The organism is Devosia nitrariae, from assembly GCF_030160115.1.
Lineage (GTDB): Bacteria > Pseudomonadota > Alphaproteobacteria > Rhizobiales > Devosiaceae > Devosia > Devosia nitrariae.
This window is the reverse complement of record NZ_BSNS01000020.1, coordinates 426,132-440,787: the sequence shown is the minus strand read 5'-3', so window position 1 is coordinate 440,787 and position 14,656 is coordinate 426,132. Positions and strand designations below refer to the sequence as shown.

Annotated in this window: 12 protein-coding genes; 10 read left to right on the top strand and 2 right to left on the bottom strand. The window is 65.0% G+C overall.

Annotated features, from left to right (window positions below; genetic code table 11):
- Positions 1 to 8: 8 nt before the first annotated feature.
- The 5 genes from QQK18_RS19325 (at position 9) to hemN (ending at position 5,357) form a co-directional block, all read left to right on the top strand.
- Positions 9 to 806: a DUF2189 domain-containing protein gene (locus QQK18_RS19325; protein WP_284341997.1), complete on the top strand. Its 798-nt coding sequence runs from the start codon at positions 9 to 11 to the stop codon at positions 804 to 806.
- Positions 807 to 809: 3 nt separating this feature from the next.
- Positions 810 to 3,056, top strand: a complete 2,247-nt coding sequence (locus tag QQK18_RS19320) for a heavy metal translocating P-type ATPase (RefSeq protein ID WP_284341996.1) — start codon at positions 810 to 812, stop codon at positions 3,054 to 3,056.
- On the top strand, positions 3,053 to 3,220 hold the full coding sequence (gene ccoS, locus QQK18_RS19315; RefSeq protein ID WP_284341995.1) for a cbb3-type cytochrome oxidase assembly protein CcoS: 168 nt from the start codon (positions 3,053 to 3,055) through the stop codon (positions 3,218 to 3,220). Before QQK18_RS19320 ends, ccoS begins: the two co-directional genes overlap by 4 nt.
- 81 nt (positions 3,221 to 3,301) lie before the next feature.
- Positions 3,302 to 3,988 (top strand): NnrU family protein, encoded by a 687-nt coding sequence (locus tag QQK18_RS19310; protein WP_284341994.1) that lies wholly within the window; start codon positions 3,302 to 3,304, stop codon positions 3,986 to 3,988.
- A gap of 1 nt (position 3,989) precedes the next feature.
- Positions 3,990 to 5,357 carry an oxygen-independent coproporphyrinogen III oxidase gene (gene hemN, locus QQK18_RS19305; RefSeq protein ID WP_284341993.1) on the top strand — a complete coding sequence of 456 codons (1,368 nt, stop codon included), beginning with the start codon at positions 3,990 to 3,992 and terminating at the stop codon, positions 5,355 to 5,357.
- 53 nt (positions 5,358 to 5,410) lie between these two features.
- Here the strand turns inward: hemN and QQK18_RS19300 are convergent, their stop codons facing one another.
- Both QQK18_RS19300 and ppsA read right to left on the bottom strand, forming a co-directional pair.
- Complete coding sequence (locus QQK18_RS19300) at positions 5,411 to 6,250, bottom strand: universal stress protein (protein WP_284341992.1); 840 nt, start codon at positions 6,248 to 6,250, stop codon at positions 5,411 to 5,413.
- Between the two features lie 94 nt (positions 6,251 to 6,344).
- The gene (gene ppsA, locus QQK18_RS19295) at positions 6,345 to 8,768 is read right to left on the bottom strand and encodes a phosphoenolpyruvate synthase (protein WP_284341991.1); all 2,424 of its coding nucleotides are present in this window, start codon (positions 8,766 to 8,768) and stop codon (positions 6,345 to 6,347) included.
- 119 nt (positions 8,769 to 8,887) lie between these two features.
- Between ppsA and glk the strand changes: the two genes are divergently transcribed.
- From glk to groL, 5 genes are all read left to right on the top strand, one after another.
- Positions 8,888 to 9,952, top strand: coding sequence for a glucokinase (glk, locus tag QQK18_RS19290; RefSeq protein ID WP_284341990.1), 1,065 nt, complete (start codon positions 8,888 to 8,890; stop codon positions 9,950 to 9,952).
- A 10-nt stretch (positions 9,953 to 9,962) separates the two neighbouring features.
- Complete coding sequence (locus QQK18_RS19285; protein ID WP_284341989.1) at positions 9,963 to 10,892, top strand: class I fructose-bisphosphate aldolase; 930 nt, start codon at positions 9,963 to 9,965, stop codon at positions 10,890 to 10,892.
- Positions 10,889 to 11,845, top strand: coding sequence for a 1-phosphofructokinase family hexose kinase (locus QQK18_RS19280; RefSeq protein ID WP_284341988.1), 957 nt, complete (start codon positions 10,889 to 10,891; stop codon positions 11,843 to 11,845). Before QQK18_RS19285 ends, QQK18_RS19280 begins: the two co-directional genes overlap by 4 nt.
- A gap of 86 nt (positions 11,846 to 11,931) precedes the next feature.
- A complete protein-coding gene (locus QQK18_RS19275) occupies positions 11,932 to 12,903 on the top strand; it encodes a ribose-phosphate diphosphokinase (protein ID WP_284341987.1) in 972 nt (323 codons plus the stop codon).
- A gap of 114 nt (positions 12,904 to 13,017) precedes the next feature.
- Complete coding sequence (gene groL, locus QQK18_RS19270; protein ID WP_284341986.1) at positions 13,018 to 14,640, top strand: chaperonin GroEL; 1,623 nt, start codon at positions 13,018 to 13,020, stop codon at positions 14,638 to 14,640.
- The last annotated feature ends 16 nt before the right edge of the window (positions 14,641 to 14,656 follow it).

Below are 14,656 nucleotides of genomic sequence, written 5' to 3'. Positions count from 1 at the left end.
AGAGTTCCATGGCATTGCAATTCCACCAGATCCCCGCCACCGTTCCCCCGCTCCCGCGCGCCGTCGACCACCGTCGGCGTCTGCCGGTCACCGTTGCCTTCGGCTGGCTCGCCGCGGGCTGGCAAGACCTTTGGACGGAAGCAGGAGCAAGCCTTGTCTACGGCCTCGGCGTCGCTACCCTCTCGGCGATCGTCATCTCGGCCATGTTCGTGTTCGGTTGGGAGCAGGTGCTGTTCCCGGCACTGGCTGGCTTTCTGGTCGTCGGTCCGGTCCTCGCCACCGGCCTTTATGAGAAGAGCCGGCGGCTTGCAGCTGGCGAGCCGGTCTACCTCTCGGCAATGATCTGGCCACGCCAGAGCCCGGGCCAGCACCTCTTTTATGTCGGCGCAGTATTGATGACGCTCATGCTCGTTTGGATGCGCGCTGCGGTCCTGCTCTATGCGCTTTTTTTCGGGTGGCGCCCATTTCCCGGTTTCGACCGCGTCATCGAAATGCTGTTCACCACACCTACCGGCATTGCGATGCTCGCGACAGGCGCGGCGGTCGGTGGGCTCTTCGCCGCCTTCGCCTTCGCCGTCAGCGTCTTTTCCATTCCGATGCTGCTGGACAGGCGACTCGATGCCTTCTCGGCCATGGGTAGCTCGGTGTCGCTCGTCTGGAACAACCTGCCGGCGCTCCTCGTCTGGGGTGCCATCGTGCTCGCCCTGACGCTGGTTAGCCTCGCGACAGGGCTCGCCGGGCTTGTCATCATTTTTCCCCTTCTCGGCCACGCGAGCTGGCATGCATATGCGGCGGTACGGGACTAGGCCATGAGCTGCTGCGTCCCGCCTCCCGTGTTCGCCGAAGCGATAGCCGGTCCGCAGCGGGTCGGCCCGGCGGCTGACGAGATACTGCTTTCGAGCCGCGAAGTGGACAAGGGCGTCCGCCAGACGGACCTCTCCGTCCCCTCCATCCATTGCGGGGCCTGCGTGCAGGCGATCGAAAAGGCATTTGGTGCCCTCGATCGCGTGGAGAGCGCGCGTGTCAACCTCTCGACCAAGCGTGTCGCCGTGCGCTGGAAGGGTGAAGCCCCGCCACCGCTGTTCGCGACGCTGGCGCGGCTCGGTTACGAGGCGCATCTGTATGAGACAGGCGACGACGGCAAGGATCCGGCGCTCGGTGCTTTGGTCCGCGCGCTCGCGGTCGCGGCCTTTGCCTCGATGAACATCATGATGCTCTCGGGCTCGGTGTGGTCGGGGGCGGATGCGGCGACCCGCGACGTGTTGCACTGGATCTGCGCCGGATTGACCCTGCCGACTCTCCTCTATTCCGGCCGCGTCTTCTACGTCTCGGCCTGGAAGGCGCTGCGGCACGGGCGCGCCAACATGGACGTGCCGATCACGGTGGGTGTGTTCCTCGCCTTCGCGCTCTCGGTCTACGACACCATCCATTCGGGCACCGAGGTCTACTACGACGCCACGGTTTCCCTGCTGTTCTTCCTCCTGATCGGACGTACGCTCGACCACGTCATGCGCGAGCGGGCCCGCACGGCGGTCAAGGGCCTCGCCCGGCTGGCCCCGCGCGGGGCGCTCGTCGAGCAAGCTGACGGCACACGCGAATACCTGCCGCTGCGCGAGATCGGACCGGGCATGCGCATTCTTCTTGCCGCCGGAGAACGCGTCCCGGTCGATGCGACCATCCTCTCCGGTTCGTCCGACGTCGACCGCAGCCTCGTCACCGGCGAAAGCGCGCCGGCGCCCATGGAAGCGGGAGCGCGCCTCGAGGCCGGCACGCTCAACCTTACCGGGCCGCTCACCATTCGGGCCGAAGCGGGCGAGCGTGAGTCGACCCTTGCCGAGCTCCTGCGGCTGATGGAAGCCGCCTCAGGTGGTCGCAGCCGCTACCGGCGCATCGCGGACCGCGTCGCGGGAGTCTATGCCCCGGTCGTACATCTTGCCGCGCTCGTCACCTTTCTCGGCTGGATGGCGGTCAACGGCGACGTCCACAACGCCGTCACCATCGCCATTGCGGTGCTCATCATCACCTGCCCCTGCGCGTTGGGGCTCGCAGTGCCGATGGTGCAGGTGGTGGCCGCCCGCCGGCTGTTCGATGTCGGGATCATGGTCAAGGACGGTTCGGCGCTCGAGCGACTGGCAGAGATCGACTGCGTCGTTTTCGACAAGACCGGCACATTGACCACCGGCCAACCACAGCTTGCCAATGCAGAGGCCATCTCGGCCGAAACCCTGGCGCTTGCCGGCGGGCTCGCCGTCCATTCGCGCCATCCGCACGCCCGCTCCATCGCGCTTGCGACCGGCGATACCATCGCCGTCGCCTTTACCAACATGCGGGAGGTTCCGGGCGCTGGAATAGAGGGCGTGCTGAATGGGGCCCAATATCGGCTCGGACGAGCCGATTGGGCCCTCACCCGGCCTGCTGGGACGACCGGCACCGTGTTCGCCCGCGACGGAGATCTGCTCGCTCACTTCGACATCCGCGATGCGCTGCGGGCCGGCGCCCGGGAGGCCATCCAGGTTCTGATGGCCGGGGACATGCCGCTGGAGATCGTCTCGGGCGATGAGGCGGTAAGCGTCGACGCGGTCGGGGACGCACTCGGGATCGCCAATCGGTCGGCGGGCGTGATGCCGGGCGGCAAGAGCGCCCGTCTTGCAGCCCTCTCGGCGTCGGGGCGACGGCCGCTGATGGTCGGCGACGGGCTCAATGACGCGCCAGCGCTTGCTGCGGCCTATGTCTCGATGGCACCCGGAAGCGCGGCCGACATCGGCCGCAACGCCGCCGACCTCGTTTTCCTGCGCGACAATCTCGATGCGGTGCCACAGGCAATCGCGATCGCCCGCGAGGCCAGCCGGCTGGTGCGGCAAAACCTGGTGCTCGCGCTCGTCTACAATGCCGTGGCTCTCCCGGTCGCGACCATCGGCCTGATCAATCCATTCCTGGCGGCGGTTGCCATGTCGGCTTCGTCTGTCGTCGTTGTGCTCAACGCGCTCCGGCTTGGCTGGTCCTTTCCTGGCCGCAGCTCGCACACCGCGCTCCTACCGGCGGAGGCAACTGCGTGACGGACTTTTTCTATCTCATTCCCATTTCACTGATCCTGGGCACGGGCGGACTGATCCTCTTCCTCTGGACGCTGCGCAACGGCCAATACGAGGACCTCGACGGCGCTGCCGAACGAATCCTCTACGAGGAGGACGAGCCGCGCCGGGACTGGGATGGGATTTGATCCGGGCCAAAGGCGCGCGCCGTCCCGTTGGGCATAGCGTGACGCCATGCCATCCTGTCCGCGGCCTTCGGAGACGCCATCTTGACCCAGTTCCTAGCGGCACTCGCCGTCTTCATCCTGCTCCACTCCGTTCCCGCGGTTCCGGCGCTTCGCTCGCCACTCATCGGGAGACTCGGGCGCCCTACCTATCTCATCGCCTATTCGCTGGTCTCGCTCATGGCTCTCGCCTGGGTCTTCCATGCCGCCCTGCGCCTCGACTACGTGCCACTCTGGGACGCACAGCCCTGGCAGGCCTGGGTGCCGCTGGTCCTCAGCCCCATCGCCGTCTTCCTGCTGATTGCGGGCCTTGCGAGCCCCAATCCGGCCTCCATTTCGCTGCGCCGAGCCGACCGACGCCCTGGCGCCGTCACCACCATCACCCGCCACCCCGTGCTCTGGGGTTTCCTGCTCTGGGCTGGCAGCCATCTGGTGCCGAACGGGGATTTGCGCAGCGTCATCCTCTTCGGCGCGCTCGCCGCGTTCTCGGCCTTCGGCATGGTGATGGCCGAGCGGCGCGCCCGCCGGCGGCTAGGCGCGGAGTGGCACGTCATCTCCTCCACCACCTCGGTCATGCCTTTCGCCGCGGCAACGTTCGGCCGCACCCGCCTGCGCATTGATCGGACCACCCTCGCCTCGCTGGCAGCGGCCGCAGCCCTGACCGCTTGGCTGCTGACCGGAGGCCACGCCGCGCTCTTCGGTGCCGATCCCCTTGCTTTGGCAACGAGCTGAAATGACAACCGGTACTTCCGACTTCGCGGACCTCGTCGACCGCTACGCAACGCCCGTCCCCCGCTACACCAGCTATCCCACCGCGCCGCATTTCCATGCGGGCGTCACGAGCGATACTTACGGCCGCTGGCTGCGGGACATCCCGGAGAGAGCGACGATCTCGCTCTATCTCCACATTCCCTATTGCGACCGTCTCTGCTGGTTCTGCGGCTGCCATACCAAGCACACGCTGCGCTACGAACCGATCGCCAGCTATGTGGAGGCTCTGCGGGCCGAGATCGACTGGGTCGCCGCGCAACTCGCCGGGCGCGGGCGGGTGACTGCCATACATCTGGGTGGCGGCTCGCCGACCATGTTGACGCCCGCGGATCTGCTGGCGCTCAAGGCGCATCTTTCGGCTGTCTTCACCATAGAAAGAGACGCGCAGATCAGCATCGAGATCGACCCCAACGACCTCGACGACGGGCGGTACGATGCCATGGCCGCGTTCGGACTGACCCGGGCCAGCATCGGCGTTCAGGATTTCGAGCCGAAGGTGCAGCGCGCGATTAATCGACTGCAAAGCTTCGAGCAGACCGCGCACGTCATCGAGGCTGTACGGGCGCGGGGCGTCCGCTCGGCCAACATCGATGCGCTCTACGGGCTGCCCTACCAAACACTTGCCAGCATTGAGGCGACGATGCGAACGATCCTTTCTCTCGCGCCGGACCGCATCGCGCTCTTCGGTTATGCGCATGTACCGTGGATGAAGAAGCATCAGACGATGATCGAGGAAGAGGCACTGCCCAACATCCACGCCCGATTCGCCCAAGCCCAGCTCGCAGGCGAATTGCTGACGGCGGCCGGTCTGGTTCCGGTCGGGTTTGATCATTTCGCTCGACCGACGGACAGCCTCGCCATCGCCGCCGCCAATGGCAATCTGCGGCGCAACTTCCAGGGCTATACCGAAGACGCGGCAGATGTCCTCATCGGTCTTGGCGCCTCGGCCATTGGTAGTCTTCCGCAGGGCTATGTGCAGAACATCACAGCGACCGGCGATTACCAGAAGGCCACCCATCAGGGCGGTGCCGCGACGGCGAGGGGCTTTGCCCTTTCGCAGGCTGACCGCCTGCACCGGGCCGCAATCGAATCGCTGCTCTGTCGCTTCGAGATCAAGCGCAGTGAACTGACTGCCGCATATGGGCACGCCGGCGATGCATTGTTTCGAACCGCGCAGACTATCGCGAATTCCGACCAGGACGGCCTGGTTTCAGCTGACGTTACCCGTTTCTCGGTGACCGAACGCGGGCGCCCCTTCGTGCGCTCGATAGCTGCCCGGTTCGACAACTATCTGGAGGCAGGCGCGGCACGTCATAGCGTAGCGGTTTGACGCGCCTCGAGCGCCGCCGACCCACAGGGAACGGCCGACCATCCCATCCCGGTTCAATGCGAAAGCAGAACCGGCAAGCGCAGGTCGGAGAAAACGCCCGTCGTTGCGCCGCCAAGAACGAAATCGCGAATGCGGGAGTGGCCGTAAGCGCCCATCACGAGCAGGTCAGCGTCGATCTCGATCGCCCGCGCTTGCAGCGCAAAAGACACGGACCTGCCGTTCAGCGAGAGGTTCTCGGCTCCAGCTTCAGTTCCGCGCAATTTGAGGAACGCCGCAAGGGAGGCGGCGACCCCGTGGTCGGACAGTGGTTTCTCGTCGTGAACTGTCAGAACCGTGACTCGGACACCGTGCCCGAGAAGTTGCACGGAATCAGCCAGAGCGCGGGCGGCTACGCGACTTTCATCCCACGCAATCGCGACATGCTTGATTTCGCTTGGCGCCTTGCGGGCGGGTAAGAGGATTGATGGCCGGCCAGATCCGAAGACTATCGATTGGGCAAGATCCTGCACCGCGAGTTCTTTCGACCATGCCAGAAGTGATATGTCGAAATAGCGTGATTTGACGATCGCAATGTCGTCCATTTGACCCGGAACGGCCTTCTGAATAGAGCAAGTTATTGGAACAGCGAGGCTTTTCGCTCGTTCACCGGCCAGATTCGTTAGCCGTCTGCAGTGTTGCCGGCTGTCCTCTTCCGTTGCGCGGATCATGTCGGGAATATTGATGATCCTTCCTGCAAGCGGCGTGTAGACAGGCGGGATATCGACAGCGAACGCCGTGACGTGCACGCGCGCGCCCAGTACAGCCGCGTAGTCTAGCACTGTAAGTACCGTCTCATCGGGTACCGGTTCCGGGTAAGTGGCAAGAGGAACATAAGCGAGACGGTGCGGGTCCATCGGAATCATTCTCCTTCGGCCTCGGTGCGCCCAGCATCTTCCGCTCCGGAGGAGCGCCGCTTGATGCAGGTCAAGCGTTGTTGCGAGGTGCGGATCAGCCGCTCTCCCAGCCGCGATGCAGGTGAAGCACGGTGTCGCGCTCGCCTTCGGCAGTGGCGACCTCTCGCTTGACGGCGATGAAGCTGTCGGGGCTGACCGAGATGCTGTCGATGCCGCACTCGACGAGGAAGCGAGCGAACTGCGGATGGTCGCTCGGCGCCTGACCGCAAAGGCCGATCTTGGCGCCGGCCGCATGGGCCGCATCGATGACGTTGTGGATCATCCATTTGACGGCCGGATCCTGCTCATCGAACAGCCCGGCGAGCTCGGCCGAATCCCGATCGACGCCGAGGGTCAGCTGTGTCAGATCGTTGGAGCCGATCGAGAAGCCGTCGAACCGTTCGGCAAATGCGTCTGCCAGGATGACGTTGGAGGGGATCTCGCACATGACGTATACTTCGAGGCCGTTCCGGCCACGCTCGAGACCGTTTTCGGCCATCACGGTCAAAACCCTGTCGGCTTCCTCGACCGAGCGGCAGAACGGGATCATCACCACCACGTTGGAAAAGCCCATCTCCTCGCGCAGGCGATGGATCGCGCGGCACTCGAGCGCGAACCCCTTGCGGTAACGTTCCGAGTAGTAGCGCGAGGCGCCCCGGAAGCCGATCATGGGGTTCTCCTCGGCGGGTTCGAATTCGGCGCCGCCGAGGAGCCCGGCATATTCATTGGTCTTGAAGTCGCTCATGCGCACGATGATCGGGCGGGGATGGGCAGCGGCGGCGAGACGCGCAAGCCCGCGCGAAAGTCTGTCGACGAAGTATTCGGTCTTGTCCTCGTAGCCTTCGGTCAGATAGCCGATCTGGAGTTTTGCCCCCTGGTTCTCAAGGCGATCGTAGCCGACCAAGGCCATCGGATGGGCCCGGATGGTGTTGGCGATGATGAACTCCATGCGCGCCAGGCCGACGCCGTCCGCCGGCAGCCGCCACCAGCGGAATGCCGCGCCCGGATTGGCAAGGTTGAGCATGATCTGCGTCTGCGTCGCAGGCAGATGGGTGACATCGAGAGTCTCGACCTCGTATTCCGCCTCGCCGGCATAAACGAAGCCCTCGTCCCCTTCCGCGCAGGAGACCGTGACCTCTTGGCCGGTGTGCAGCACTTCGGTGGCGTTGCCCGTTCCCACCACGGCTGGCAGGCCGAGCTCGCGGCTGACGATGGCGGCGTGAGAGGTGCGTCCGCCATGCTCTGTGATGATCGCCCGGGCACGCTTCATCACCGGCACCCAGTCGGGGTCGGTGGTGCTGGTAACGAGAATCGAACCATCGACGAACTTGTCGATATCGCGGGCATCCTCGATGAGGCAGACGGTTCCCGAAACGATCGCATCGCCGACGGCGAGACCGGCGGCGATCAGCGGACCCTTGCGAACGATGCGGTAGGACTGGAAGCTCGAGGCCGTTCGCTGCGACTGCACGGTCTCGGGCCGGGCCTGGACGATGAAGATCCGTCCGGTCTCCCCGTCGCGCGCCCATTCCATGTCCATCGGGCAGCCATAGTGTTTCTCGATAGCAACGGCCCAGCGGGCAAGGTCGAGGATCTCGCTGTCCGAGAGCACATAGGCGCGGCGCTCAACCTTCGAGGTCGGTACATTGCGGGTCGGGGGCGTGCCCTTGGCATAGACCATCTTCACGACCTTTTCGCCGAGGCGCTTCTCGATGATGGGGGAGAAGCCGTTATCGGCAAGTAGCGGCTTGAAGACCTGGTACTCGTCCGGATCGACGATACCCTGCACGACGTTCTCGCCAAGCCCCCAGGCGGCGTTGATCAGCACGACCTTGTCGAATCCAGTCTCGGTGTCGATCGAGAACATCACGCCTGAACCGCCGAGGTCAGAGCGCACCATCTGCTGCACGCCGATGGAAAGCGCCACCTGCATGTGATCGAAACCCTTGGTCTGCCGATAGGAAATGGCTCGATCGGTAAAGAGCGAGGCATAACAGCGCCTGCAGGCGTTCAGCAGTTCGGTTTCGCCGGAAATGTTGAGGAAGGTCTCCTGCTGACCAGCAAAGCTGGCGTCCGCGAGGTCCTCAGCCGTGGCGCTCGAGCGTACGGCAACGTCGATCTCGTGCTTGCCGGCCCGTGCCGAGAGCTCGCGATAAGCGCCCGTGATCGCGTCGGCGATGCGGTCGGGCCAGGTTCCCTTGAGGAAGAGATCGCGGATGGCAGATCCAGTCTCCTGCAGGCTTGCCCTGCCCTCCTGCCAATGGGCGAGCAAGGTCTCCATTCGCTGGCGGATGTCGTTGTGCTCGACATAGAGCCAGTAGGCATCGGCAGTCGTGGCGAAACCGGGCGGTACGGCGATGCCGCTGGACGAGAGCGCAGCCACCATTTCGCCGAGCGAGGCGTTCTTTCCACCAACGCGACCTACGTCGCCGCGCTTCACGTTCTCGAACCAGAGCACCAGTTCATCGGGTGTCGTCATCCCAGGTCTCCCAAGCAGCTTCGTGCGGAGTGCGGGATCCGCAGAACTCCATCCCTGACACTCACGCGGCGCAACGAAGAGCGCCTTGATCCTGATCAAGCTTGCCTGCGGCCGGCAGCATGACGCAGATCAAGATGCCTGGCGTCGAGCCGGGGTACTTCATCGTCAATGAACCCACTCCGAACAGGGAGCAGACGGATATGAAGGACTATTCGCGCAAGGCACTCGTGGCGGACGTCGGCGGCACCAACATCCGCTTTGCCATCACCGACATCGACGAACTGACCATCGACCATTTCGCACTGTTGGCGAGCCACGACTTTTCCCGGTTCGAAGATGCGCTCAACCAGTATCTGCGCAGCATTCCGCGTTGCCCCGACAAGATCGGCATAGCCGTTGCGGGGCCCGTCATCGGCGGCAGTGCGCAGATGACCAATCTGCCGTGGGCGGTCTCGATTCAGGGCATACGCGGGCTCACCGGCGCCGCGCATATCAGCCTCATCAACGATTTCGAGGCACTGGCCCTGGCGCTGCCGCACTTGACCGACTACGACCTCTACCGCATCGCCGGCGGCACGCCGGCCGAGACCGGCACCAAGGCCGTGCTGGGACCTGGCACGGGCCTCGGCGTTGCCGCTCTCGTTCACGACAGCGACGGCTGGATCACAGTCCCCGGCGAGGGCGGTCATCTCGCCTTTGCCGCGCACGATCAGGAGGAGTTCGACATCGTCTCGGCGATCAAGGGGGACAGGGACTATGTCTCCGCCGAACATCTCATCTCGGGTCCCGGGCTCGTCGCCCTCCATCAACTGCTTGCTGCCCGCCAGGGCCGGCCGGCTGCCGCCCTCACGCCCGCCGACGTGGTCGAGGCGGCGCGCGACGGCAACGACCCGATTGCCATCGAGGCGCTCGACCGGTTCGTGACCTGGCTCGGTCGGTTCGCCGGCGACATCGCCCTGGTCTACGGAGCTCGTGGCGGGGTTTATCTCGGCGGCGGCATCGCACCCAACATCATCGACCTGCTGAATACGGATCGCTTCCGGACTGCGTTCGCGGGCAAGGGGCGGCTCGCCGCCTACCTCGCCGACACACCGGTCCATGTGATCAAGACCGGCGCCGATGCCGGCCTGCGCGGGGCAGCGGTGGCGCTGGCGCGTGTAGTGACGACGGCGCTCGCGGCATAGTGGTGCTGCAATGCGGATCAGCGAGGCCGTCCAAAGAGTCCTCAATAACTATGGGGGCGAGCGGCCGGGTGTCAAAGCGAACCTCGCCCGCCTATTGATGCATGGGCGCACCGGCGGGTCGGGCAAGCTCGTCATCCTGCCGGTCGACCAGGGCTTCGAGCACGGGCCGGGACGCAGTTTCTCGGTCAACCCGGCAGCCTACGATCCGCACTATCACTTCGAGCTGGCCATCGAGGCGGGGCTGAGCGCCCTCGCTGCCCCCCTGGGCCTGCTCACGGCCGGGGCCGACCGCTTTGCTGGCGCCTTACCGCTGATCCTCAAGGCCAACAATGCCGACAACCTTTCCGACGATAGGGACCAGGCGGTGACGGCAGGCGTGCGCGATGCGCTCCAGCTCGGCTGCTCAGCCATCGGCTACACCATCTATCCAGGGTGCGACCGTCAATACGAGATGTTCGAAGAGGTGCGCGAAGGCATCGCTGAAGCAAGGGACCATGGCCTCGCGGTGGTGGTCTGGGCCTATCCGCGGGGGCGGCATCTGGGCAAGGACGATGAAACGGCGCTCGACGTCGTTGCCTATGGTGCGCAGATCGCCGCTCAACTCGGCGCCCACATCATCAAAGTCAAGCCACCTTCGGCCGTCATCGCGCAGGCCGAGGCGCGCCCGGCCTATGAGGGCATGGATCTTTCAGGGCTTGCGACGAGGGTCAGGCATGTCATGCAGGCGGCCTTCGCAGGCCGGCGCATCGTGGTCTTCTCCGGCGGACCGGCGAAGGACGTCACGGCCCTTTATGACGAGATCGCGGCCATCCGCGATGGTGGCGGGCATGGCTCGATCGTCGGTCGCAACAGCTTCCAGCGTCCGTTCGGCGAGGCCCGTGACATGCTCGGCAGGATCATCGACATCCATCTGTCGCAGGCCGGAGGGCAAGGGCCATGAACCAGGAGCCGATCCTGACGGTGACACTCAATCCCGCCCTCGATATCACCACGTGGACCGAACGTGTGCTGCCACACGGTAAGCTGCGGTGCAGCAGCCCGCGCTACGATGCCGGCGGGGGTGGGGTCAACGTGTCCCGTGCCATCGAGGAACTAGGCGGGGAGAGCGAAGCCTTCGTTGCCCTCGGTGGCGCCATAGGTGATCAGTACGCGGAGCTTCTCGCCGTCACCGCGACCGCCACACATTTTTGGCCGCTTGAGGGCGAGACGCGGTTCTCCCTGACGGTGATGGAGACCGAGACCGGGCAGCAATATCGTTTCGTGCTTCCTGGTCCCCTGCAGGTGGTCGAGGATGGCACGCGTCTGCTGGCAGAGCTGGAACGCGCTATCCAGGGACACATCAGATTCGTCGTCGCGAGCGGCACACTGCCTCCGGGCCTTGCAGAAGACATCTACGCCCGGCTGATCCGGCATTGCCACACGAGAGGCGTGCGGGTGATCCTCGATACCTCCGGGCCGCCGCTTCGGGCTGCGGCTGTGGAACGCCCCTTCCTCATGAAACTCAACCAGTTCGAAGCCAGGGATCTGGCGGGTGACGGGGCTGACGCAATTCCGACCGGCGAAGCGCTCGCCCGGACTTTAGTCGATCGTGGCGTGGCCGAAACGGTTGTGCTCACGCTTGGTGACATTGGCACGGTGCTCGCAACGCAAGGCCAGCAGCTGCTCATTCGCCCCCCGCTGGTCAAGGTGGTCAGCGCCGTCGGGGCCGGCGACAGTTTCGTCGGCGCCCTGACCTTGTGCCTCGCGCGTGGCTGGGAACTGGCTGACGCGGTTGCCATGGGCGTTGCAGCTGCGGCCTCGGCAGTGACCACCGAGGCGACCGAACTCTGCGAGCGCGACAGCACGGAGCGCTACTTCAGGCAGATCCTCGGTGACATCGAACAGATTGCCTGAGCGTGAAAGCCCGCTGCGTGACGCAGATCAAAGCGCCTCCGGTCGTCGCGGCCTAGCGTTGGGCAAAGGCAGTCGGAGGTCGGCATATGCGCCTATTCGCCCTTGGTGGCCAGAGCGCCCTGGCGGACGCGGTGGCCGCATCCATCGGAATAGAGCTGGACCCGCTTGAGGAACGTGAGTTTCCGGACGGCGAGCACAAGTCACGGCCGCTGGTGAGCGTACGCAAGCAGGACGTCTATGTCGTCGCGGGCCTCCATGGTCGTGGGGGGCGCACGGCGGGCGACAGGTTGCTGCGCCTGCTGTTCTTCATGGCGACCTGCCGGGAGAACGGCGCCGACAGGGTGACCGCAGTGGTGCCCTACCTGCCGTTCATGCGCAAGGAGCGGCAGACCAAGCCGCGCGATCCCGTTACCAGCCGCTATGTGGCGGAACTGTTCGAGGCGGTCGGGACTTCGATGGTCGTCACCCTTGAGGTGCACAATCCCGCCGCTTTCCAGAACGCCTTCCGCTGCCCGACGACCCATCTCGATGCGCATCACCTGCTTGCCCGCCGCATGAAGGAGATCGCCACCGGCGGGGCGGTGGTGCTGTCGCCCGACAGCGGCGGAATGCACCGAGCGAATCTCGTGCGCGATGCCCTCCAGCGCGAGGCCGGCGCTGAGATCGGCATGGCGATGATGGAGAAGCACCGCAGCCTGGACATACTTTCGGGGAATTTGTTTGCCGGCGAGGTGCATGGAGCCGACGTCTTCATCGTCGACGACATCATCGCGACGGGCGGCACGATCCTGCGCGCGGCCGAGGCCTGCCGCGAGCGCGGGGCCAACAGGGTCTTCGCGCTCGCCACCCATGGCCTCTTCTCGCCCGAGGCGGGCCAGCTCTTCGAGCAGGGGCGGCTCGACGGGGTTATCGTCACCGACAGTACGGCACCGTTCTCCCTGCCGGCCGGTGCCACGGATAGGCTGGAGGTTCTTGGTTGCGGACCGCTCCTCGGCCAGGCGATTGCGCGCCTTCATGGCGGTGGATCTATCAATCGCCTGCTCAATCCGCAGGGATGACGCTCACCCGCGCGCCTGCAAAAGCCTTGACGCACATCAAACCGGGCGGCCCGCCCGGAGGTAATCTGCGAGCCGCTAGGTCCGATCAACTCCCTGCCACGAAAGGCTAGGCAAATGGCACATAAGCAGGTTCTGTTCCGTTCCGAGGCACGCGGCAAGATCCTCGATGGCGCGACCCGGCTCGCTGACGCCGTCAAGGTCACTCTTGGTCCGCGCTCAAAGTCGGTACTGATCGACAGGAAATGGGGCGTGCCGCTGGTATGCAATGACGGCGTGACCATCGCCAAGGAGTTCGACCTCAAGGACCCGGAACAGAATCTCGGGGCGCGCATGCTGCGCCAGGCAGCCGAAAAAACCGGGGAAATGGTTGGCGACGGCACCAGCACCGCTACCGTTCTCGCCCACGCCATCTTCGCCGATGGCGTCCGTAATGTCGTGGCAGGCGCCAGCGCCATCGACATCAAGCGCGGTCTCGACCGTGCGGCGGCGCGGGCGATCGAAGAGCTCAAAACGATCTCGCGGCCGGTCACGGCGCGCAAGGAGAAGGAACAGATCGCGACGATCTCCGCCCACAACGACACTACCATTGGCACCCTCGTCGCAGAGGCCATGGACAAGGTGGGCGAGGAAGGCGTGATCACGGTCGAGGAAGCCAAGACGACGGAAACCACACTGGAAGTGGTCGAGGGCATGCAGTTCGACCGCGGCTTCATCTCGCCCTATTTCGTCACCAATCCCGAACGGATGGAGGCGATCCTCGAGACCCCATACGTCCTTATCGTATCCGGCAAGATCAGCGCACTCGCCGACCTTTTGGAGCTGCTCGAGGGGATGGCCAAATCGGGCACTCCGCTCCTCGTCATCGCCGAGGACGTCGAGGGGGATGCGCTCGCAACCCTCATCGTCAACAACCTGCGCGCCACCTTCCGCAACTGCGCGGTCAAGGCACCGGGTTTCGGCGACCGGCGCAAGGCAATGCTGGAGGATATCGCGGTGCTGACCGGCGGGCAGGTGATCGCCGCTGAGCTCGGCATCAAGCTTGAAAGCGTGACGATCGATATGCTCGGGCGCGCCGAGCGCGTCGTCGTCGACAAGGACAAGACGACCATCATCGGCGGCAAGGGGAACAAGCCTGCCATCGACGGCCGCGTCGACATGATCCGCCGCGAGATCAAGGCGACCACCAGCGACTACGACAGGGAAAAGCTCGAGGAGCGTCTGGCCAAGCTTGCCGGAGGCGTCGCCGTCATCCGTGTCGGCGCTCCGACCGAGGCCGAGATGCGCTCGCGTAAGGATGCGCTCGATGATGCCATCAGCGCGACAAAGGCGGCGGTTGCCGAGGGCATAGTGCCGGGCGGAGGCCTGGCGCTGCTGCGCTGCGCCGAGGCTATCGACGACGAAACCACCAAGTGCGAGGGCGACGAGCGTACAGGCGTCCAGATCCTGCGTCGCGCGCTCGAGGTCCCTGCCCGCCAAATTGCCGAGAACTCGGCGGTCGATGGCGGCGTTGTCGTCGCCCGCATGCTGGAGGCCAAGGGCAATACCGGGTTCGACGCGGCCAGCAAAACTTATGTCGACCTGATGGAAAGCGGTATCATCGACCCGACCAAGGTGGTGCGTGTCGCCCTCGAAAACGCGGTGAGCGTGGCGAGCGTCCTGCTGCTGACCGAAGCGACCATGACCGAAATTCCCGAGCCAGAGCCCGCGCACACTCCGCTCGCGGAGATGGCCGGCTAGCACATGGCGGAAGGCA

Coding starts and splice junctions, on each gene's coding strand:
- QQK18_RS19325 (WP_284341997.1), top strand. CDS start 9: ATGGCATTGCAATTCCACCAGATCCCCGCCACCGTTCCCCCGCTCCCG.
- QQK18_RS19320 (WP_284341996.1), top strand. CDS start 810: ATGAGCTGCTGCGTCCCGCCTCCCGTGTTCGCCGAAGCGATAGCCGGT.
- hemN (WP_284341993.1), top strand. CDS start 3,990: ATGACAACCGGTACTTCCGACTTCGCGGACCTCGTCGACCGCTACGCA.
- QQK18_RS19300 (WP_284341992.1), bottom strand. CDS start 6,250: ATGGACCCGCACCGTCTCGCTTATGTTCCTCTTGCCACTTACCCGGAA.
- ppsA (WP_284341991.1), bottom strand. CDS start 8,768: ATGACGACACCCGATGAACTGGTGCTCTGGTTCGAGAACGTGAAGCGC.
- glk (WP_284341990.1), top strand. CDS start 8,888: ATGACGCAGATCAAGATGCCTGGCGTCGAGCCGGGGTACTTCATCGTC.
- QQK18_RS19285 (WP_284341989.1), top strand. CDS start 9,963: ATGCGGATCAGCGAGGCCGTCCAAAGAGTCCTCAATAACTATGGGGGC.
- QQK18_RS19280 (WP_284341988.1), top strand. CDS start 10,889: ATGAACCAGGAGCCGATCCTGACGGTGACACTCAATCCCGCCCTCGAT.
- QQK18_RS19275 (WP_284341987.1), top strand. CDS start 11,932: ATGCGCCTATTCGCCCTTGGTGGCCAGAGCGCCCTGGCGGACGCGGTG.
- groL (WP_284341986.1), top strand. CDS start 13,018: ATGGCACATAAGCAGGTTCTGTTCCGTTCCGAGGCACGCGGCAAGATC.